The sequence below is a fragment of the Megasphaera cerevisiae DSM 20462 genome, from assembly GCF_001045675.1.
GTDB lineage: Bacteria > Bacillota > Negativicutes > Veillonellales > Megasphaeraceae > Megasphaera > Megasphaera cerevisiae.
Genome location: NZ_LEKT01000032.1, coordinates 13,714 through 33,751 on the forward strand (window position 1 = coordinate 13,714; position 20,038 = coordinate 33,751).

Below are 20,038 nucleotides of genomic sequence, written 5' to 3' on the forward strand. Positions count from 1 at the left end.
TTATACCATATGAATTTTTATTATTCTATAATGCAGGCATAAATACAATTATATTTTTTACAGTCCGGCTCTCGGACATTGAACGGATACCATTCTTCTATTTCAATGCTGTGATCTGATTGTCAAAAAAGCCAGACGTTCTGCACGCAGAGCGTCCGGCCCTCCCACGGCCAGCACGTCTTCAATTACAGTTCAATATAATCACGAATTTTACTGACGTACGATCTGCCGATTGGGACCTGCTGCGGTGGATTACCTTTCAATATAAGAAGGTACTGATGATTAAACCATGGTTCGATTTCCTGTACCTCATCTATATTCACAATATAATTGCGATGACAGCGAAAGAATTTAATCTCCGGCAGACGCTGCTCAAAATGAACCAGATTCAGCCGCGACTGATGTATGCCGCCATCTGTAGTCACGACAAAAACCTTGCGTTTCTCCGCATAAACCAGCCGTATCTTGGCGCTGTCAATAATTTTTATTTTATCTCCCTCATTGACGGAAAACTTTTTGGAGTACGGCTTATCCCGCGCTATTCCCTTCGCACCATTTTTCACCGATGACTCCGTCGGTTCCCCCCCAGACGCAGCAACAGGCTGGGGATGAAGCTTCAGGAACTTATCCCAAACACGCCTCACGTCCTGCTCCTGTATGGGCTTAACCAGATAATCAAGCGCATTGAGCTGCACAGCCTGAATTACCAATTCCCGCGAACCCGTGACCAGAACGATCACCGGCAATTTCTCCATATCCGCATACAAACGCCGGGCAATAGAAATACCGTCAAACCGGGGCATTTCTATTGTCAAAAAAATAATATCAGGCTTGAACTGCATGACTTGCGTAAGAGCCTGCTCTCCTTCATAACAAATAGAAATCTCCGAAACAGACGAAGAAATGCGCAAAAGGATTTTTTTCAATTGTGCCGCCATCAGTGGCTCATGGTCAATTATAAAAGCTTTCATAGGCATCTCCGTCAGCTCCTTGATACACGTCGATACTAAAATTACGTATAATACAATACTATTACTCCACTATTACTCCAATTCGATCATTCTTTTTATATTATAGCATATGAATCATGACGAATACACATTTTGTAACTGAAATATTGATAAAAAACGGCCTATACCAGATGCAGTACCTGGTATAGGCCGTTTCGATCTATGATTCCTTATAAGGATACACCTTATTTTATGACTGCGTTCTCAATAATCGCCATAAAATCGTCTACCTTCAAGCTGGCACCGCCGACGAGGCCGCCATCAATATCCGGTGAACCCGTAAGCTCAGCAACATTTTTCCCCTTGACACTGCCGCCGTACAATACAGAAACAGAATCCGCAGCCACACTGCCATATAATGCCAAAATCTTCTTACGAATAATCGCGCAGACCTCCTGTGCCTGAGCAGACGTAGCCGTCTTACCCGTGCCAATAGCCCAAATCGGTTCATAGGCAATGACAACTTTTGTCATTGCAGCAGCAGTTAATCCCTTCAGTGCCTTTTCAATCTGGCCTTCAATCCAAGACTGCATAATTCCCCGTTCACGCTGTTCCAATGTTTCGCCGCAGCAAATGATCGGTATCAGACCATGCTTCAATGCCGCGTCCGCCTTTTTATTGACCGTTTCATCCGTTTCATTGAAATATGTCCGCCGTTCGGAATGGCCGATAATAACATGTGTTACACCAATATCAACAAGCATAGCCGGTGAAACTTCTCCTGTATACGCACCGCTTTCTTCCCAATGCATATTCTGTGCCGCCACATGAACCGGAGTACCCTTTGTAAATTCAACAGCCATGGGCAAATACGGAAATACGGGCGCAATAACGACTTCTGATTTGACATTCTGCGGTATGCGGCTGACAAGACCCGTTATGGTTGCCTTCGCATCACTGCCAAGATGATTCATTTTCCAGTTACCGGCAATAATTGTTTTCCTCATGAAAAATACCTCCTGAACATGTATATAAATTATTTATCACTCAACGCAACCACTCCGGGAAGCTGCTTTCCTTCTAAATATTCCAAAGACGCGCCGCCGCCAGTGGAAATATGGCTGATCTTATCGGCCAGTCCCGTTTTATTGACAGCAGACACAGAATCACCCCCGCCTACAATAGATACCGCCTTTGAATCAGCAACAGCTTTCGCAACAGCCTCCGTCCCTTGCGCATAATTTTCCATTTCAAACACGCCCATCGGACCATTCCAAACGATAAGCTTCATGGCCGCCAGTTCTTTGGAAAAAAGCGCGCGGCTCTTGGTTCCAATATCGAGAATCATCCAATCTGCCGGAACAGCATCCACTGCCACTTCCCGATATTCCGCATCATTGGCAAAGGCTGCGGCAGCAACAACATCAACAGGCAGCAGCAGCTTCGTATGCTGCTGTACAGCTTGTTCAATAAGGTGCCCGGCCAGATCGATTTTATCCGTTTCCACAAGTGATTTTCCAATACCGTAACCCTGCGCTGCCAGAAACGTATTAGCCATACCGCCGCCGATAATCATGACATCGACCTTAGGCAGCAGATTGGAAATAACTTCGATTTTATCAGATACCTTAGCACCGCCAATAATCGCCGCAAAGGGATGTGCCGGATTATCCACGGCCCCACCGATAAACCGGATTTCCTTTTCCAGAAGAAAACCCGCTGCCATAGGCAAATAGGTTGTAATGCCAGCTACCGACGCATGCGCCCGATGGCAGCAGCCAAATGCATCGTTGATACCGATTTCAGCCAAGTCTGCAAGCTGACGTGAAAATTCAGAATCATTTTTTTCTTCTTCTTTATGATAACGGAGATTTTCCAGCAAGAGAATCTCTCCCGGCTTCAACGCATCTGCCATAGCCTTGGTTTCTGCCCCAATGCAGTCCGGTGCCATTTTCACCGGAATACCCAACAGCTTAGACAACCGTTCTGAAACCGGCTTTAACGAAAATTCAGGGACGGATTTTCCCTTGGGACGGCCTAAATGGCTGGCTAGAATAACGGCTGCATGATGATCCAGCAAATACTGTATCGTCGGCAAGGTCTTGCGGATACGCGTATCATCTGTAATCCGGCAATCCGAATCAAGCGGTACATTGAAATCCGCCCGTACAAATACGCGCTTATTATCTACTGCTACATCTGTAATCGTTTTTTTCATAAAAAGTCCTCCTCTGCATCCGGAACCTGCGCTGCCGTAATGCATAAATTCTATAACTATATGATAAAACGGTAACGGCTTACTCCGGACGGCGGCCTTGCTCTGTCACAGTCTTACATGCCCTTGCCGGCAAGAAACCGTACAAGATCAACAATCCGGCGGGCATAGCCCCATTCATTATCATACCAGGCAATAATTTTGACCAAGCCGCCTTTCATTACCATATTCAGCGGTATATCAATCGTCGTCGTATGTTCATTTCCCCGGTAATCCACCGATACCAGCTCATCCTCGTTTGTATCAATAATCCCTCTGTATTTGCCGGCTGCCGCAGCGCGGAATGTACCGTTCAATTCATCGAGAGTAATATCCTTTTTATCTAATTCCAGCACCATGTCGATAACAGATACATCCGGTGTCGGCACGCGTACGGCACGGCAGCTGAGCCTACCTTCAAATTCGGGCAGCACCTTAGTGATCGCTTCCGCCGCACCGGTCGTCGTCGGAATAATAGACATGCCCGCTGCCCGGGCGCGCCGCAAGTCCCTATGTGATACATCCAGTATCTTTTGATCTGTCGTATACGAATGGATCGACGTTGTCATGCCGCGGTTGACGCCATAAGTTTCATTCATCACCTGCAAAACAGCCGCCAAACCGCAAGTCGTGCAGGATGCACCGGAAATAACGTGATGCTTCTGCGGATCATAGGCATCTTCATTCACTCCCAGCACCACAGTAATATCATCAATGGTAGACGGGGACGTAATCAGCACTTTTTTTACATGTCCCCCCAAAGGCAGCCGCTTCTGAGACGATGTATTGATTCGTCCCGAATATATGCCTGACGCTTCAACAAGAATATCCACTCCCAGTCCATCCCAATCCACGTTTTTTACATTCCGTTCCTGAAACAAAGGATATGCTCTTCCGTCTACCCGGAGATACCGGTCGTCATACGAAATCTCATTCTGCATAATCCCGTAAATGCTATCATATTTCAGCAAATGAGCCATCTGCTTCGGCGTACCAATATCGTTGATCGCCGCTATCTCTATCTCCTCCGGATACCGCCGGGCAATTTTAAACACACTTCTGCCAATTCGTCCAAAGCCATCAATACCAATCTTTACCATTCTATACACCCTTTCTGTCAGATCAACTTCATGATTTTCTCAGCTGCTCCTTCATCTGTAACAAGGGTGCCTGTGCGGCAGGTCCGCATGACAGAAAGAATCGCTTCTGCCTTGCCGGTACCGCCGGCCACAGCAATAACATGCGGATGATGTTTAATATCCCGCAGGGAAATTCCAATATTGTTTGTTCCATAGAGAATTTTTCCCTCCAAACTGCAGTAGCAGCCCAGAGATTCCCCGCGTGCGCCCAGATTTTCCAATGCCTCACGCTGCAGACCAGTCATGCCTCGTTTCTTTGCCATCCGATCTGCCCTGCCGATACCAAAAAGCACGACTTGAGCACGGGCAGTCATAGCAGCATTTTCTTTCGCCTGCCGATCCGATTCAAACATAATATGCAGCGCTGACGCGCTTAATCCCTCGGGCAAATGGATCATGCGATACGAACTGTGGGTTTTGGCCGCAATATTAGCGGCAATATAATTTGCCTGAAATTCCACGTGATTACCCATACTGCCTCTGGCAGGAAGAATGGTCGCCTCCGCCATGCTTTCCGGAAGCATGCGCGCAATCTCCGCCATCGTCGAACCGCCGCTGATAGCCACCGTCTCCACACTCCCCAGCAAATCGTTGAGCAACAAAGCACCACGGCGCCCCAATTCTTCTTTGGCCGTCTTATCATTGTCGCTGTCTCCAGGAACAATATACACATTTTTCAGTCCTAACGCCTGACGAATACGCCGCTGCATATCGTCCAGATTGTTAAGGCGCAGAAAACACTCCAGCAAAGAAGGCATCATCTTCTTACCCTCTGGCTCCATGGCAATCCCCATCGTCGTAAACCGTACAATACCACTGCGTCTGAGCACATCCACATGAGATCGCACCACTCGTTCAGATAGTCCCGACAAGCCGGCCAGCGTGCGCCGCCCTACCGGTTCCGCATCAGAAATATGACGCAGCAGCAAATACCGTTCTTTGATCGTTCCCATCACATCGGGAGCGATTTTTTGAAAGATACCCAGTGTATCTTGTTCCATATGTACCTCCACCTTTGCTGCCTGTCATGATTTCTGAATTGGATAGCATCAATACCCTTGGGAAGCGATATACGATGCCAGGTCATTGACCCGGAGCGAATACCCCCATTCATTGTCATACCAGGCAACAATTTTTACCATGTCGCCTTCTACCACCTGCGTATCTAACGAATCAACAATCGAACTATGCGGATTACTGATATAATCCGAAGAAACGGTAGGTGCCGTCGAATATGCCAAAATCCCTTTCATCGGCCCATCAGCCCATTTTTTCATAGCACAGTTTACTTCTTCTACTGTAACCTTTTTTTTGAGAACAGCAACTAAATCCGTCATAGATACGTTCGGTGTCGGCACGCGCAGTGCCATTCCTGAAAACTTCCCCTGCAATTCGGGAAGTACCAGCGCAACCGCTCTGGCAGCTCCAGTCGACGTAGGGATAATAGACTGTGTCGCACAGCGGGCCCGACGAAGATCTTTATGAACCCCGTCTACCAATTGCTGATCATTTGTATACGAATGAACCGTAGTCATCATGCCCCGGACAATGCCAAACTCCCGCGACAATACCTTTGCAACGGGTGCCAGACAATTTGTTGTGCAGGACCCATTGGAAATAATATGCTGTGTCGCTGGGTCGTATGTTTCTTCATTGACTCCCATGACAATAGTAGCATCCGGTTTTTTCCCCGGCGCAGTAATGATGACTTTCTTCGCACCATCCGCCAAATGTTTGGACGCCGAATCACGATCTTTAAATTTACCTGTCGATTCAACAACAATATCAACACCCATTGTATTCCAGGGAATATTGGCAGGATCCGTTTCATTGGTAACGGGGATGGCACGCCCGTCAACAAGAAGTGCCTGTTTCTCAGAATCCCAGGAAACCTCATGATCCCACACGCCATGAACCGTGTCAAACTTGAGTAAATCTGCCATAACTGGTCCGACAGAGCGATTATTGATCGCCGCGATTTCAACTTCCGGATGAATAAGAGACGTACGAAAGGTACATCTGCCAATCCGTCCAAAGCCACTGATGCCTACTTTTACTGTCATTGCATTTCCTCCTCATGTCAGGCACACCGCAGCGGCAGCGAAACTCATCCAGAAAGCCGCCGCTATATGTGCTTTTTATTCACACATATAGTATATGCTTTCTCTCATTTCTTGTAAACTATTGAATTGAAATCGCCTGTTTCAGAGGATTCATGCTTTGTTATTTTTATTTTAAGTGTATATTATTTGTTAGCGTGTATCATCATCATTTTTCCAAGGTAAGTAGTGTATACTATTTGCCTTGGCTAACAAGAAGATTTTTCCCTGTCATTTCTGGTGGCACCATCATCCCGGCTAAGCCCAGCATTGTCGGTGCCACATCTGCTAAAACGCCATCCTGCAAAGAATCCTGTTTGTGTTGTTCACTGACCAGAATGCATGGCACCGGATTGGTCGTATGCGCAGTATACGGAGAGCCCGTTGCCGGGTCAGTCATCTGTTCGGCATTACCGTGATCGGCAATAATTAAAAGCTGCCCATTCTGAGGAAGAAGCGCATCCAAAATCCGGCCGATGCAGGCATCCACAGTTTCAACTGCAGTGATGGCCGCTGCGATTACACCCGTATGGCCTACCATATCGGCATTGGCAAAATTAAGGATAATCATGTCATACACATTTTCCTTGATCTTTGCGACAACCTTATCAGTCACTATAGCCGCATTCATTTCAGGCTGTAAATCATACGTTGCAACCTTAGGAGACGGGACAAGAATACGATCTTCTCCCTCATTCGGTGTTTCTTCTCCACCATTGAAAAAATATGTCACGTGAGCATATTTTTCCGTTTCAGCGATACGCAGCTGTTTCTTCCCTGCCTTGGACAGCACTTCTCCCAGTGTATTGGGAATCCGTTCCTTATCATACACGATATGGGCAGGCAGATCGTCTTCATACCGCGTCATCGTCGTAAAATATACATCCAATTTTGGGGGCCGGTCAAAATAGGGAAACGAATCACTGACAAAAGCCTCCGTCAGCTGACGTGCCCGGTCCGGGCGAAAATTAAAAAACACAACGCTGTCTCCGTCCTGAACGGGATGCTTATGAATGACCGTCGGAATAACAAATTCGTCAGAAATATCTGCCGCATAAGAATGTGCCAGGCAGTCCGCCGCATTGAGTTCCTCCTTGCCCTTTCCCAATGCCACAGCGTCATATGCCTTTTCCACGCGATCCCAGCGTTTATCCCGATCCATGGCATAATACCGGCCGCTGATAGTGGAAATTTCACCAACACCGATTGCGGCACACTCATTCTCCAGTTCCTGCAGATATGCCCCGGCACTGCGAGGCAGCACGTCACGACCATCAAGAAAAGCATGGACATATACTTTTTTCAAGCCATACTGTTTAGCCATTTTCAATAATCCAAAGAGATGCTGTTCACTGCTGTGAACACCACCGGGAGACACTAACCCCAACAAGTGAAGTGCCGAATCATGTTTCAGCGCATTTTCCATTGCCCCGACAAGCGCCGGCTTTTTTAAAAACTCTCCTGTTGCGATATCTTTTGTAATTTTAGTCAATGACTGGTATACAATACGTCCCGCCCCGATATTCAGATGCCCTACCTCGGAATTACCAATCTGGCCTGCTGGCAGCCCGACTGCTTCGCCGGATGCCTGCAAATGTGAATGAGGATATTCCTGCCACAGCCTTGGCAGCACTTTAAGATCCGCTTCCGCCACGGCATTATCCATTGAATCCTGACGGCAGCCAAGTCCATCCATAATCACCAACATAACCGTACTTTTTTTATTCATTATAAATTCCTCCTTCCTCTTCTCCACAGATTTTGTGAAGAACAGAAAAGGCAGGGACGTTCGCAATCCCTGCCTTAATCAATGTGTTGCTATTCACTCGTTTTGAGGAGTAACGGGAGGCCGTGTCCCGCACAGAGATGCGGCTCTTACAATTTAGTGTTTGTTGTTGTAGGCATTCATCCTGGCAATCAAATCGCAAACCTTATTGGAATAGCCGATTTCATTATCATACCATGAAACAACCTTTACAAACGTATCGGTCAAAGCAATACCAGCTTTCGCGTCAAAAATAGACGTAAGCGGGCAGCCAAGAAAATCAGAAGACACGACAGCTTCATCCGTATATCCAAGAATTCCCTTTAATTCGCCTTCAGAAGCTTTTTTCATCGCATCGCAGATTTCATCATACGTAGCCGGGTTTGCAAGATTGACCGTAAGATCGACAACAGAAACATCTAATGTCGGTACGCGCATGGACATGCCTGTCAATTTGCCGTTCAATTCCGGAATAACCTTGCCGACAGCCTTAGCTGCACCAGTAGAAGAAGGAATAATATTGCCGGATGCCGCACGGCCGCCGCGCCAATCTTTCATGGATGGGCCATCCACCGTTTTCTGTGTAGCCGTCGTGGAATGCACCGTCGTCATTAAACCATCCTGAATGCCAAATGCGTCGTTCAGTACTTTGGCAATCGGTGCCAGGCAGTTCGTCGTGCAGGAGGCATTGGAAACGATCGTCTGCCCCTTATAAGCAGCGGTGTTGACACCGCAGACAAACATATCAGCCTGACGGCCATCCGCCCCCTGTTTGGACGGAGCAGATAAAACTACATATTTAGCACCTGCCTGCAAGTGCTTTTCAGCAAGATCCATCGTAAGGAAGCGGCCCGTGGATTCCACCACATATTCAGCGCCTACTGCATCCCATTTGAGATCTGCCGGATCTTTTTCCGCTGTAATACGGACAGCCTTCCCATTGACAATAAGACGATTATGTTCCACATCCGCTTCGACAGTACCGTCAAACTGACCATGCATTGTATCATACTTGAGCATATACGCCATATAATCTACAGGCAGTAAATCATTGATGCCTACGATTTCAATATCATCACGGGTCTGTGCTGCACGGAAAACAAATCGGCCGATACGGCCAAAACCATTAATACCCACTTTAATCATTATCGATGCACTCCTTTTTTGTATACACGAAAATCAATACATCCAGCTGTCTCAATCTGCCTTTTACAATATTAGTATGCCATATTGGGTACGTTTTTGCAATAGTGCGGTCGTTTTATGTCCCACTTTCAAAAACATTTACAACTAAAATATTTCCCTCTTATTTTTTTCATTGCAAATTCAGCCTCGCTGCCGCCAATCCCACATATTCCTTGACAGCCAAACAAGAGTTGAACAGAATATACGCCTGGGGAATAAATGAATACGGCGACCAACGGTACTCCGCACTGGTTCTGTAATCGCAGGGATACGGCGTAAAACTGACTCCTTCCCGGGTAAAAAAGTACCCTGCCCGGGGCATATGAAACGCGCTGGTCACTACGATCGGATGGCGCCAATGATTTTGCCGGCACAACAGATTGCTGAAAGCAGCGTTCTCAGCTGTATTGCGGCTTTTTTCATCAGTAAAAATATCCGCTTCCGCCACTCCCAGAGACAACAGCATCCGCTTTTCAATAGCTGCCTCATTTGCGTCACCGGAAAAAACAGCGCCGCCAGACAATATAATCGGTATTTGTTTTGCCTTTTGAAGGCGCAATGCTGTCAAAAAACGGTTGGCCGCAGCCTCTCCCACCTGGCCGGTGCCATCCACATCCGGCACACCGGCGCGGGCACCACCGCCCAGCAAAATAAGAACATCTCCCTGCAACTGTGAAAGAGGTACCTGATCATACCTTGTTTCCAAAGGGCGAAGAATCAGATCAGATACGGGCTGCACCGCCAGCAAATACAAGACCGCGGTCACAATCAGCAGGGCAAAGCGCCCCCGTCCCCGGCGTCGAAATACATATACATTCACCGCTAAAAGCGCCGCAATAATGCCCCCCAGCGGCAAGATCCACATATATACCCATTTAATCACATACAACATAATGATATGCGCTCCTTATCACCGATCCCAAGGCAGATGCAGCAAAATAATACCGCCCTTTCGTTCATATCCCGTATCCCATAATTCTTTTAAAGAAAGCCAGCGATACGTCCCGTACGTAATCAATTTGACCATAAACTCATCCTGTGAATCATCGTATCCAGCCAGCCAAAACCAATGCCACACGTAATCATTCAACGCAGGATTATGATGCCGTAAATTCAGATACGGCACCGGCATATTGCTATCAATTTCTTTTTTTACGATTCGTTCCATTTCCGCCAGTGAGCATGCACCGCTCAGCCCCTGCATATACACATCGTGTTCTCCGACACTGTCCAAATATTCCGAATAGCCGTCTATCCATAAATCCAGCGTATCGATACCGCTGGGACGGGGACGCAGAAAAGGTTTCATTGTCTGCGTAAAACGAATATAATCGACTGCATTCAAATGCTGCAGGTCATACGGATATAAATCGGTTCTGCCGCAATGCAGCGCCAGATAGATGCTGACGTCACACGCTGTAATAGCGCCGCAGCCGCCGACATTCATCCAATGATCGGCCGATAATGCCTTTTGATCATATCCATAATAATTTCCGATTTTAAATACAGGTAATTCTTTCATCCCCCATGATCTCCTCCATGCTGAATTTATTACTATAACACGAGCTTATTATACCATATTTGTGCACTTTTGCTCTATATGTATCGTAATACATTTACTATTTAATTTAATAATTAATTTCCGCTAAGACCTATTTTCTATTTCAAAAAAATGCGATATAATAATTATAGATATATATAATAAACATGTTTCTGATATTTTCAATATATATAAAGGAGGCATCCCCATGGTATTGGAAAAACTGAAAAAGACAACACACACAATAGCGCAGGTATTCAGTGGCTTTACAGGATGTACGACTGGAGGCTGCTGTGGTGTTTCACTCCCCAAAGCAGATCAGGATGCATTAAAAAAGCTGAAACAACGGCACCAAAAGAACGGCGGGACAAAAACAGACGCCCCATAACAGATAGGCCAATGCCTACCGTGAAAACACAGCACCATATATGTTTTTCCGATACGGGGCATTGGCATTCTCTTTTTTTTATGGTATAGTAAGTAACACAGTATATACTTTGTATGCTGTACTACGTACTATATATATGGGGATGTAAAGGTCTCGACGTGGATGGTTGTATCATGAACAGCGAGCCGGGGTTTCATCTGCCCGCAATACGGTGAAACGTTAAATTAAACGCAAAAGAAGAAAATTTTGCTTTAGCTGCCTAATCGCAGCTAACGTCTCTTTCTGCTAATCCTGCGAGCAGATTGTAGACGCCACTTAGCGGGATACCATCTGGCGATGCCTGAACGCCGGACCGGGAAACTTACAGGCTGGAACAGTCTGGTTTGTCCTTGTACGAACGCTGTTTGAGATAAATAACAAGGTCTGCGCTCGGAGAAATTCATGGGGCGGCATTTACGGACAGGAGTTCGACTCTCCTCATCTCCACCAAGCTGACGTTGCTGAAACGTCCTCAGCCGGAAATATATGACAGGTCAAACATGTGCCTATTCTATATTTCCGGCTTTTTTCTATGTAAAATAGTTATATATTCTCTATACGAATAGACCGTCATGGAATGCATATTCATCGCTTTCCATGACGGTTTTTGATAGAAAAAACGTTACTTTTTTACATACAAGAAATGTGAATAAGACAATTTTTTGTTATTATTCCGGCCTTGGATAAAATAATAGAAAAATGATAAAAAATTAATGTCATAACCTTGTAAAGAAAATAACATACGTCCTTGTTGATTTTGTCTTGAATCGTTACAATAATTACATATGAATTATGACTGACAATTATACATAAACTCAAAAAACAGAAAGGGAGATTCGCATTGAATATCCATAATACCAATAATACGATCAAAACAAACGATGATGCTATGTCCCGCATCATTATGGAAAGTGTCCCCGGCAAACAAATCACACTGGCTCATATCATTGCCAGTCCTGATCCTATTTTATACCGCAAGCTCGGTCTGGACCCCAACATCGACTATCACAACGCTGCCATCGGCATTTTATGCCAGACGCCGTATGAAACAGCAATTATCACTGCTGATATTGCACTCAAGGCAGCCAGTATCCAATTGGGATTTGTCGACCGCTTCAGCGGTACCCTGGTCGTGACAGGCAGTATTTCCGATGTAACCATCGCCTGGGAACACTCGCTGGATTATGCTGTGAATGTACTTGGATTTGACGTCTGCAACATTACGAAAGCCTGATATATTCTTCAACTAATACAGAAAGGAGGATCTATATGCCGTGAAAAAGATCATGCTTGTAGGACGTACAGGGGCCGGAAAGACTACGCTGACACAGGCTCTGAAAGGGGAAAAAATCACATATCATAAAACACAATATGTCAATTATTATGACGTCGTCATTGATACGTCGGGCGAGTATTGCGAAAATCCCGCGCTGGCGCGGGCCCTCATCGTATATTCTCATGAAGCGGACATCGTAGGTCTGCTCGTCAATGCCGCAGAAGCCTACAGCTTATACAGTCCGAATATCGTTTCCCTCAGCACCCGTGAAGTAATCGGAATCATTACACATATTCACGATACCTATGCAAATTTACCCCAGGCGGCTTTATGGCTTGAACTGACAGGATGCAAAAAAGTTTTTTATGTAGACTCCGTAACAGGGGAAGGCATTCCTGAATTGCTGGCATATTTAAAAGAAGACGGTGATCAGCTTCCGTGGGACGAAAAATATGCACAAGAAGTCGAAAAAACTAATCCCCTGCCATAAGCAGGAAGTTCTTCTGAGGAGGAGTAACTATGTTTCCTTATTTATGTGAATTTGTAGGTACCTTTATACTTTTGCTATTAGGTAATGGCGTTGTCGCCAACGTTTGCCTGAACAAATCCAACTTCCAGGGCGGCGGCCTCTGCATGATCACCTGCGCCTGGGGTATTGCCGTCATGATTCCGGTCTATATCTTCGGTGCCTATTCCGGCGCTCATTTCAACCCGGCCGTAACAATCGGCTTGGCTGCCGGCGGCCTGTTCCCCTGGGCAATGGTCCCCGGGTACATCATTGCGCAAATGGCCGGCGGCTTCTGCGGCGGTGCGCTGGTATCTATCATGTTCCATGACCAGTTTGCCGCTACGGAAAATCAGGCAACCAAGCTCGGCGTATTCTGCACCGCTCCGGCTGTACGCAATATTCCGCTGAACCTGCTCAGTGAAATTGTCGGTGCCTTTGTATTATTATTTGCGATTATGGGAATCTCCAACGCAGCGGGCCTTCATCCGGCTCCCGGCGCAGGCCTTGCTGTCGGCATGAATAACCTGTATATTCTCGGCATCATCATCGGCATTGGTCAATCCTTCGGCGGTCTTACCGGATATGCTATCAACCCCGCCCGTGACTGGGGCCCCCGCACATGAAATCTGGCTGGCATCCGGCGGCAAAATCAACCCCGCCCGTGACTGGGGCCCCCGTTTGGCGCATACCATCATGCCGATTCCCGGAAAAGGATCCTCCCATTGGGGAGACTATGCCCTTGTTCCGCTGGTAGGACCGATTATAGGCGGCATTTTAGGCGTTCTGCTGTATCAATTAGTATTCTCCTTTGCAGGAAAATAAAACATTCCGGGGGCTGTTTCTTATGCGGAAAATCGCATGAGCGCAGCCTCTTTTGCATAAGCAGACCCGGTTCTGTACTAAATCAACCACACCATATATAAGGAGGCTTTCCATGCATCACACACTGACAGATTTTTTTGCCGCATTAGACACGCTGTACACAGACGGAAAAACAAAAGAAATTGAGGCGTTTCTCCGCCGTACCATGGAAGAGCATCGCATCTGCTGCGGCGGTCACGATCAAATTTTCACAGCCGCCCTCAACGAGCTGGGAACGTATTACCGCGGCGTCAGCCGTTACGAAGAATCGGCCCGGGCTTTTGAAGAAGCCGGCCGGGATATTCTCAGCTATGGTACCAAGGACACGGTAGATTATGCTACCAACCGCATCAACCTGGCCGGTACGCTGCGTCTGATGAAGCAATACAGCCAGGCGCTGACGTTGTACGAAGAAGCCGGCAATATATACACCCGCCTCAACGGCAAGCGAACCTATTATTATGCGGCCCTGCTGAACAACATTTCTCTGGTCTATCTGGACCAAAAGAACTATCAAAAGGCATTGGATTATACAGAGCAGGCCCTGCAGATTATTCGCATCCTTCCAGGCCACATGGAAGAACACGCCGTTTCCCTCATTAACCGCGGCACCGCATACTGGCATCTGGGTCAGGAAGAAGCGGCGGCCACAGATGCGAAAAAGGCCTTGTCCATATACGACGCTCTGTCGGAAAAGGGCGTCCATTACGCGGCGGCCTTGAATCTCTGCGGTACCATAGATATGAAGCGCGGACACTATGACCAGGCCTATCAGCGTTTCTGCGCATCCCGTGATCACACCTACCACCTGTTCGGAGAAAACGAGGAATACAAACAGGCCGGTGAAAACGCCGCGGCGGCCGAAAAAAAGATGCGTCAGAATGCCGGCCAGCCGGCAGTACCCGCAGATGCAGCTCCCACGCTCCCTGCACCTGCGGGAGCCGGACTGGAACTATGCCGGGCATACTATGAAGAAATAGGCCGGCCCATGATCGACAGCCAATTCGCCGCCGTTAAAGGCCGTATTGCCGTCGGGCTTGCCGGCGACGGCTCTGAATGTCTTGGCTTTGACGATGAAATTTCCCGTGATCATGACTGGGGTCCCTCATTTTGCCTTTGGCTGACCAACGATGATTATGCCGCCTTCGGACAAGACCTGCAAAAAGCCTATGATACGCTTCCCAAAACCTTCCGCGGCTGCACGCGGACGCTCGTTCCCGGCGGCGAAGGCCGTGTCGGCGTCCTGCGCATCTCTGATTTTTACCGACAATTTATCGGTCTGTCCCGTGCGCCGCAAACCATTGCCGAATGGAATAGCATACCGGAGTACTACCTGGCCAAAGCAGTAAACGGCAGTGTATTTACCGACCCATTGGGCCAGTTTACGGCTATTCGTAATGTCTTGCAGCAATATTATCCAGAAGACGTACGCCTGAAAAAAATAGCCGTCCGGGGCGCCTCCATGGCGCAAAGCGGCCAATATAACTACGCCCGCTGCCTAAAACGGAATGAAGTTGTCGCCGCCGGCTGCGCACTCTATGAATTTGTCAATTCCGCCGTTTCCATGGCGTATATCCTTAATAAAAAATACACCCCCTTTTATAAATGGGCGCACCACGGCCTGCAGTTCCTGCCGGTGCTCTCTGCGCTGCACGACAAGATCACCCGTCTGTGCACCACGCCGGACACGGCTGAAAAAACAGCCCTTATCGAAGATATCTGCACGGACATACGCAATGAATGGCGTCTCCAAGGTATCGCCGACGGGCCTGATGATTTTCTCATCACCTACTGCAGCGGCATCGTTGCAAAAATCAAAGATGACCGGCTGCGTTCTTTGCATATCATGCAAGAATTCTAAGGAGGCCTCAATATGACAGACTTGCCAACCAGCAAAGAAGATCTGATTGCCAAACTCATCCACATGGAATGGGATATGTTTACAGCCGTACACAACACGGCCGGCCGGGCGCTCTGCCAGGATGACAAAAAGACCTTTCTGATCATGCGCACCAGCCAATTTATGGCATGGGATGTGCCGACACTCTGCCGCTACTATTGCGATGTATATGACGCAAAAATCCATCAGCACAATCTCATGACAGACAAATACGGCTATATGATGGAAACCACCCACCCTGCCGAATACGCCGCTATCAAAAACGAACTACCCGCCATCAGCATGGAAAAACGGCAAATGATATACCAAATTCTCCGTCAGCAGCGACACTGGCTTGAAGCCACCGCCGGCGCGTATCCCAACATTCTCCGCAGCGGCCGGCCGATCCGGCAGTCGCAGGCCGCCAAGGGAGATACGGCCTTTGAAACCTATACGCAAGGCGAGCTCATGACCTACTCCATTGATACCCTGAACGCGCTGTGGGCACACATGCAATCCCTGAAAGCCAAAGGACGCAACCTGAATGAAGAAATCCTTCAATACACGGCCAAGCTGTACGGATTGAACGGTATTGCCGAATTATAAAACTATCTGACTCCAAGACAGGCGACAGATAGCGTCGTTCACCATAGCAGCCTGGTTATTGGCCCGCTTGAAAATAGCGGCTAATACCGTATAATACGAAAAGAGAAACTCTGCTGGCAGCAATGAAAAATAAGAAGACGAGACTGCAGTAAATACGGAAAATATTTTCCTTTTACTGCAGTCTCGTTTTTTTTATTGTCTGTACCTAATAGCCCTGGCAGCAAAAAGAGACCGTCTTGATACTGCTCCTCGTGAATTAGATTCCTGGTCTAGTTCATGGAGGGCGGTACATGATGCGGCCCTTGCAGAAAGGATGTAACGCAGGGCCTATATGATACGGCAGACATGCTGCGTATAAACAGCAAGTTGCCAGGTATCAGCAGATAACCTGGGCCGGCTATGTGGAATACCCATGTATACGGACTGCTTTGTACCGGTTCCTGTTTGCGGGCGCCATGAATGGACGCCCCTACGAAGGGCCGGGGACCGCAGGACCTCATAAGCACGGAGCGGTTGTCGTGATATCCAGCCGCGTACTGCCGGGGCCTTGACGATTCGTTGGGAAATCCCATTTAGTGAAAACGCGTAGGGATCGATTCATCGAGTCCGGCCCTGACGCCTGCAAGCTGCCGTACTTAGAATCGGAAGGTGGCTTGGATCCTCGTGTAGTCTCCCAGGCTGAAGTTTTCACTGCCGTAGAGGGTATCCCGCTTGCCGATGCCCTTAGCGTCGAAGGTATAAAAGGCTTCCAGGAGGATGTCTTTGGCCGGGACGTAGCCGCCGCCGACGGTAAAGCTCTTGATGCCGTCCAAATAGCGGTCGGGGACGCCTTCCGTACCGTTGCCGCCGAAGAAGGAGCCGTGCTGGAAGTATTTGTAGTCGGCGAAGGCATTCCAGCTGCCGGGTTTGTCTGTATCGGACTTGCCGATGTCGACGCGGGCCACCCAGAAGTGGGGCGTACCGCCACTGGCTCGGCCGCCGAAGTCAAAGGTGGAGTTGCCCGCTTCATGATTTTCGTAGATCGTATGACCATTCATATAACGGCCAAAGTCCGTGCGGTTCTGGCCATAATCTAGGGAGACCGTAGCCTTGTCGCCGACGTTCCACTTCGCACCGACGCCAAAGACGTTGGCCAACTGATCAAAGGAAGCGATATCATTCACATCGCCGTGGGCCGCTGCAAAGGAGTGATTGTCGTCGCCAGTGGAGCGCAGGTACCAGGCCATGACGCCGAAGTCCGGCGAGAAGGAATGCTTCGCCTGGATGTAGGCGGCCCGTTCGATGGCGGGAATCGTGTCCTTTTGCAAAACGATCCCCGTCACTTTCACACAAAGACCGGTCACGTTCCCTAACTCTTCTCTGGGCAGCACATTCTGCTGTCTCTGTGTCACTCGTATATTTTTCGCAATAATATCAAAATACGCCTTAGCAACCTGGGGTACTCCATTGATCAATTTAGCATGCTGTAAATCCGAATAATCATACCCTATGGAACTTTCCCCGTATGCACTTTCTATTATTGCATTATATACTGTTGCCTTTAATGACCCTTCCGTATTCAAATCCCATCCTACAAAGGTCCCACCATTTTTCACGGCTTGTGCTTCCGCTTTTTGCTGATACGAAGTACATATGGCATCGCCATGTTCAGCATACCATTTCTGCATGTCAGATGGGCCTTCCAACAAAATTCCATCATTATAATTTACCTTAAAATCTGGATTTTGCAGATAATCTGAAGCCTGCCCACCATAAAGTATGCCTGTTTTCGTTTCTCCTGTTTTTTGATCTCTATAAATATATGATAGGTTGGCCCTATTACACTATACGAACCACTCCATTCATCCTCAATAGCCGCTCCATTATAGGCCTGTTCCGCTATATCATGCATTCGTTTTATAATAGCCATCTTTTCTTCCGGAGTGGTTGCCTTTTTAAGCTGCTGTAAGAAGCTGATCGCATCCGGAGCCCCCGGAACAATCACTTCTCCCATTTCCCGGTCCTTCGTATCATAATCAATCCCAATAAACTCTTCTGCTGTCGGCGCCCAATAAAAGGTCTGCCGTGTCGCAGGGGTATAGGCCGAATCATTGATGCCGGTACTGGAGCTGAAATCGCCGTAGCCCAGGCGGATCTGATTCTTACCGCTGGTCCACACGGCGCGGCCGCCATCGTATCCTTGCCAAACCAATAGCCCGTGACACCCATAGCTTCCGTAAGACGGCCGATAGAGAAGTCCCACTTATCAGCATGCTGGGTCACATCCATATTTTCCAGACGCTGATGATTCAAGCCTTTGGCGTCACTGACGTCGTGCTTTGTATCGACGCCGCTCATACCAGATGCACTGCCCAGGACGGTAACATTCGTATTGTCGCCAATGCGGACATCAAAGCCGAGACGGAGACGCTGTTCAAAGCCATGTTCCTTTTGATCGAGCATGTTTTTCGCCGCATCGCCTACATGCGTCGTCGCCGTCACCGTAGCCTCCGGCTTGTCGCTGCCGCCATGGACGTTCCAGCGGGCTTGATAGTCGCCGATCAGCTCCACGCCGGGCTTCTTGTCCACAGCAAAGGGCGCCGTAATAAAGGCCTCGCGCTGTACGCTCTGTTCTGCAGCCGCACTTGCCGTTCCGCCTACACCGGCGTTCCTATCTTTCCCTGCCACACCCGTTCCTTGCCCTCTTGCAACGGCATTCGTTACAACGGCCTTTTTCTCTTCATCCTTCTTATGTCCATCGTAGCCAAACTTCATATTGAAACCCATTTTGTAGACCCGTTCCTGCAAGGCCCGTTCGTAGTCATGGTGATTGAAAATATTGTCAACGCCGAAATAGACGAGAGAGTCCTTGTCCAGCTTCTTCTGGATGATAACATTCCAGATGCCGAAGGTCTTCTTTTGGTAGGTCTGCTTGCCTCCTTCAGCAAAGTTGTATTTAATGATCGCCGAGTTTCCCGTAACGTCTCCGTTCGGATCTTTATAAGAAGTCATATAATTCCCGTTTCCGGCTACAGAATTGCTGTCGAGCATGTTGATGTAGTAGTCCCCCCAGAGCGAGCCGCTCCAGCCGCTTTTCACATTGTCATAGGAGATGCCGATATCGACCTTGTGCTGGGGCTTATCCAGGAACTGACGGGGCATGTCGGGATCGCTTTTGTTCACGGCATGGAGCCAGGCATAGCCCAGTTTCCCCTTCCAATGGCTGCCGAATTTCTGTTCTATCGAAGCCTGAAATCCCGTGATTTCCGCTTTGCCGATATTCTTGAAGCTGTAAATCATATCGAGTGGATTTAAAAATTTTCTAAAATTGCAAGTTCAAATTGAACACCTTTAACCAAATAATTTAAGCTGCATAGACGGTATCTAAATAAGCTTCAAATAAATCATCAGGCGTATCATACTCAAGGGACTTTCTAGGTAATGAATTCATATCCTCTGCAAACCAGAGAATCTGCTCAGCAGAGTAGTTTTCGATAGACTTTCCTTTAGGTACGTACTTTCTGAAAATGCGATTGTGACGCTCATTTTGAGCTCTCTCATAAGAGCTAT

20 protein-coding genes, 1 other RNA gene and 1 pseudogene are annotated in these 20,038 nt (G+C 47.9%); 8 read left to right on the forward strand and 14 right to left on the reverse strand.

The features are described from left to right. Positions 1 to 185: 185 nt before the first annotated feature. From AB840_RS09725 to AB840_RS09770, 10 genes are all read right to left on the reverse strand, one after another. Positions 186 to 971 carry a LytR/AlgR family response regulator transcription factor gene (locus AB840_RS09725; protein WP_234984916.1) on the reverse strand — a complete coding sequence of 262 codons (786 nt, stop codon included), beginning with the start codon at positions 969 to 971 and terminating at the stop codon, positions 186 to 188. 224 nt (positions 972 to 1,195) lie between these two features. After that, positions 1,196 to 1,957 (reverse strand): triose-phosphate isomerase, encoded by a 762-nt coding sequence (gene tpiA / locus AB840_RS09730; RefSeq protein ID WP_048514649.1) that lies wholly within the window; start codon positions 1,955 to 1,957, stop codon positions 1,196 to 1,198. A gap of 29 nt (positions 1,958 to 1,986) precedes the next feature. Next, the gene (locus AB840_RS09735) at positions 1,987 to 3,168 is read right to left on the reverse strand and encodes a phosphoglycerate kinase (protein WP_048514650.1); all 1,182 of its coding nucleotides are present in this window, start codon (positions 3,166 to 3,168) and stop codon (positions 1,987 to 1,989) included. A 113-nt stretch (positions 3,169 to 3,281) separates the two neighbouring features. Continuing rightward, positions 3,282 to 4,304 carry a type I glyceraldehyde-3-phosphate dehydrogenase gene (locus AB840_RS09740; protein ID WP_048514651.1) on the reverse strand — a complete coding sequence of 341 codons (1,023 nt, stop codon included), beginning with the start codon at positions 4,302 to 4,304 and terminating at the stop codon, positions 3,282 to 3,284. Between the two features lie 17 nt (positions 4,305 to 4,321). Continuing rightward, a complete protein-coding gene (locus AB840_RS09745) occupies positions 4,322 to 5,344 on the reverse strand; it encodes a sugar-binding transcriptional regulator (RefSeq protein WP_048514652.1) in 1,023 nt (340 codons plus the stop codon). A 48-nt stretch (positions 5,345 to 5,392) separates the two neighbouring features. After that, entirely contained in the window at positions 5,393 to 6,406 is a 1,014-nt protein-coding gene (gap, locus tag AB840_RS09750; RefSeq protein ID WP_048514653.1) for a type I glyceraldehyde-3-phosphate dehydrogenase, read from the reverse strand. Between the two features lie 232 nt (positions 6,407 to 6,638). After that, positions 6,639 to 8,171, reverse strand: coding sequence for a 2,3-bisphosphoglycerate-independent phosphoglycerate mutase (gene gpmI, locus AB840_RS09755; protein WP_048514654.1), 1,533 nt, complete (start codon positions 8,169 to 8,171; stop codon positions 6,639 to 6,641). 153 nt (positions 8,172 to 8,324) lie between these two features. Next, entirely contained in the window at positions 8,325 to 9,353 is a 1,029-nt protein-coding gene (gene gap, locus AB840_RS09760; protein WP_048514655.1) for a type I glyceraldehyde-3-phosphate dehydrogenase, read from the reverse strand. 169 nt (positions 9,354 to 9,522) lie between these two features. Beyond that, positions 9,523 to 10,284 (reverse strand): YdcF family protein, encoded by a 762-nt coding sequence (locus tag AB840_RS09765; protein WP_072061817.1) that lies wholly within the window; start codon positions 10,282 to 10,284, stop codon positions 9,523 to 9,525. Between the two features lie 18 nt (positions 10,285 to 10,302). Continuing rightward, complete coding sequence (locus AB840_RS09770) at positions 10,303 to 10,914, reverse strand: hypothetical protein (RefSeq protein WP_048514657.1); 612 nt, start codon at positions 10,912 to 10,914, stop codon at positions 10,303 to 10,305. A 226-nt stretch (positions 10,915 to 11,140) separates the two neighbouring features. Between AB840_RS09770 and AB840_RS09775 the strand changes: the two genes are divergently transcribed. The 8 genes from AB840_RS09775 to AB840_RS09800 all read left to right on the forward strand — a co-directional run bounded on the left by AB840_RS09775 (position 11,141) and on the right by AB840_RS09800 (position 16,489). Continuing rightward, a complete protein-coding gene (locus tag AB840_RS09775) occupies positions 11,141 to 11,320 on the forward strand; it encodes a hypothetical protein (RefSeq protein ID WP_048514658.1) in 180 nt (59 codons plus the stop codon). A gap of 138 nt (positions 11,321 to 11,458) precedes the next feature. Beyond that, positions 11,459 to 11,809, forward strand: a transfer-messenger RNA (tmRNA) gene (gene ssrA / locus AB840_RS16120). A gap of 391 nt (positions 11,810 to 12,200) precedes the next feature. Further along, positions 12,201 to 12,593, forward strand: a complete 393-nt coding sequence (locus AB840_RS09780) for a BMC domain-containing protein (protein WP_234984917.1) — start codon at positions 12,201 to 12,203, stop codon at positions 12,591 to 12,593. A 40-nt stretch (positions 12,594 to 12,633) separates the two neighbouring features. Then, complete coding sequence (locus AB840_RS09785) at positions 12,634 to 13,125, forward strand: EutP/PduV family microcompartment system protein (RefSeq protein WP_048514659.1); 492 nt, start codon at positions 12,634 to 12,636, stop codon at positions 13,123 to 13,125. Between the two features lie 29 nt (positions 13,126 to 13,154). After that, positions 13,155 to 13,766 carry an MIP/aquaporin family protein gene (locus AB840_RS09790; protein WP_268776081.1) on the forward strand — a complete coding sequence of 204 codons (612 nt, stop codon included), beginning with the start codon at positions 13,155 to 13,157 and terminating at the stop codon, positions 13,764 to 13,766. Beyond that, entirely contained in the window at positions 13,726 to 13,965 is a 240-nt protein-coding gene (locus AB840_RS18090; RefSeq protein ID WP_269079281.1) for an aquaporin, read from the forward strand. Before AB840_RS09790 ends, AB840_RS18090 begins: the two co-directional genes overlap by 41 nt. 112 nt (positions 13,966 to 14,077) lie before the next feature. Continuing rightward, complete coding sequence (locus tag AB840_RS16485) at positions 14,078 to 15,865, forward strand: DUF4037 domain-containing protein (RefSeq protein ID WP_078791775.1); 1,788 nt, start codon at positions 14,078 to 14,080, stop codon at positions 15,863 to 15,865. A 12-nt stretch (positions 15,866 to 15,877) separates the two neighbouring features. Further along, on the forward strand, positions 15,878 to 16,489 hold the full coding sequence (locus tag AB840_RS09800) for a DUF4125 family protein (RefSeq protein ID WP_048514660.1): 612 nt from the start codon (positions 15,878 to 15,880) through the stop codon (positions 16,487 to 16,489). A gap of 635 nt (positions 16,490 to 17,124) precedes the next feature. On the opposite strand, the gene AB840_RS09805 is transcribed toward AB840_RS09800, so the two are convergent. The 4 genes and pseudogenes from AB840_RS09805 to AB840_RS17135 all read right to left on the reverse strand — a co-directional run. Then, positions 17,125 to 18,156, reverse strand: coding sequence for a hypothetical protein (locus AB840_RS09805; RefSeq protein WP_048514661.1), 1,032 nt, complete (start codon positions 18,154 to 18,156; stop codon positions 17,125 to 17,127). Positions 18,157 to 18,194: 38 nt separating this feature from the next. Next, positions 18,195 to 18,482, reverse strand: a complete 288-nt coding sequence (locus AB840_RS17840) for a hypothetical protein (protein WP_053078158.1) — start codon at positions 18,480 to 18,482, stop codon at positions 18,195 to 18,197. Next, positions 18,470 to 19,768, reverse strand: coding sequence for a TonB-dependent receptor domain-containing protein (locus tag AB840_RS09810; protein WP_053078159.1), 1,299 nt, complete (start codon positions 19,766 to 19,768; stop codon positions 18,470 to 18,472). The genes AB840_RS17840 and AB840_RS09810 overlap by 13 nt, the downstream gene beginning before the upstream one ends. Before the next feature lie 64 nt (positions 19,769 to 19,832). Then, positions 19,833 to 20,038, reverse strand: a pseudogene (locus AB840_RS17135) (IS30 family transposase); the annotation flags it as partial.